Here is a 1,471-nt window from a genome sequence, read left to right as displayed (position 1 = left end):
GTAACCGCCCGGTTGCCACCGCCTGCCTGAGCGTGGGGTGATCGGCTAAGACACGTGCATAGCGACGTCGTTAACGACGTATCTTATGCGGGGCTTTCGATGCGTGGTGACATTCTGGGTCTGGAACGGCGTCGTCGCTGGAGCGACGAGGAGAAGCTCGGGATCGTGCTGTCGGTGGGGGTGGCGGGCGCGACGGTGACGCAGGTGGCGCAGCGCCACGAGGTAACCCGACAGCAGCTTTATGCCTGGCGGCATGAGCTGAAGAAGAAGGGGCTGCTTTCCCCGCTTCCGGAGACTGTGTTCTTGCCTGTGGAGTTGAGCGCGCCCGCCGAATTGGCGGTGCCTTCCTTGGCTGAAGATTTGACGCCGCAACGCCCCGCCCTGATTGAGCTTCAGCTGGCCAATGGCCGGTGCCTGCGCTTTGACCCGATGCTGGACACGACCACGCTGACGCGGTTGATCCGGGTGGTGGAGGCGGCATGATCGGGCCCGGCACCGGTGTCCGGGTTTATCTGGCCTGCGGGGTGACCGACATGCGCAAGGGCATCGAGGGTTTGGCGGCGCTTGCGCAGGATCAGTTGCGCCAGAAGCCGGCAGGCGGTGCGGTGTTTGCATTCCGCGGTCGGCGTGGCGACAGATTGAAGCTTTTGTATTGGGACGGTCAGGGCTTCTGCCTTTACTACAAAGTGCTGGAACGCGGCCGCTTTCCCTGGCCGGCGGGCGGCGATGGCGCGGTTCGTTTAACCTCGGCACAGTTGGCCATGCTGTGGGAGGGAATCGACTGGAGGCGGCCGGATTGGGGTGTGCCGCCAGCCCGCGTGGGGTGAATTAGCCGCTTGAATACCTTTGTTTTTGTAGTGTCTAGGCCTGACTTGTGGTAGTCGGGTTCATGTCGGATTTGACCGAGCCTCTTCCTGATGAACCTGCGCTTTTGAAGGCGCTGATCGCTGCTTTGCAGGCAGAGAACGCGAAGATCTCAGCCACGCTGCGGGCCCACGACCAACTGATCCAAACGCTTCGACTGCGCATCGCCAAGCTGAAGAAGCAGGTGTTCGGCCAGTCTTCGGAAAAGATCGAGCGCGAGATCGAACAGCTGGAACTGGCCCTCGAGGATTTGCTGATCGCGACCGCCGAAAGCGAGACCGGTGCGGCGGATGATGGTCAAGACGACAACGTGTCCGAACCCTCTGCCGGCGGTGATGCCGCTGATCGCCCGTCACGCCGTCGGCCCCGGGTCTCAGACGGCACGCCACGCGAGCGGCAGGAGCTTGATCCCGGCAGTTGCTGTCCCGATTGCGGTGGTGATCTGCACGTGGTGGGCGAAGATGTCAGCGAGATGCTGGATCTGATCTCGGCGCAGTTGAAGGTCGTGCAGATCGCCCGGCTCAAGAAGTCCTGCCGCCGCTGCGAACGAATGGTGCAGTTGCCCGCGCCCAGCCGACCGATCCCGGGCAGCATGGCCGGTGCTGGC

At 63.2% G+C, this 1,471-nt stretch carries 3 protein-coding genes; all 3 read left to right on the top strand.

Features of this window, described 5'->3' with window-relative positions; genetic code table 11:
- The first annotated feature begins 99 nt into the window (after positions 1-99).
- Positions 100-483 (top strand): IS66-like element accessory protein TnpA, encoded by a 384-nt coding sequence (gene tnpA / locus ACTJI6_RS24025; protein WP_126152565.1) that lies wholly within the window; start codon positions 100-102, stop codon positions 481-483.
- A complete protein-coding gene (gene tnpB, locus ACTJI6_RS24020; protein ID WP_126152564.1) occupies positions 480-827 on the top strand; it encodes an IS66 family insertion sequence element accessory protein TnpB in 348 nt (115 codons plus the stop codon). Before tnpA ends, tnpB begins: the two co-directional genes overlap by 4 nt.
- Positions 828-889: 62 nt before the next feature.
- Positions 890-1,471: IS66 family transposase zinc-finger binding domain-containing protein (locus ACTJI6_RS24015; RefSeq protein ID WP_440804275.1), on the top strand; the 582-nt coding region annotated here is incomplete at its 3' end.

This window comes from Paracoccus sp. 22332 (assembly GCF_052045125.1).
GTDB lineage: Bacteria > Pseudomonadota > Alphaproteobacteria > Rhodobacterales > Rhodobacteraceae > Paracoccus > Paracoccus haematequi_A.
This window is presented reverse-complemented; position numbering and strand designations above follow the sequence as displayed.

Bases quoted from the DNA above. Each gene is read 5' to 3' on its own strand.
- tnpA (WP_126152565.1), top strand. From the start codon at position 100: ATGCGTGGTGACATTCTGGGTCTGGAACGGCGTCGTCGCTGGAGCGAC.
- tnpB (WP_126152564.1), top strand. From the start codon at position 480: ATGATCGGGCCCGGCACCGGTGTCCGGGTTTATCTGGCCTGCGGGGTG.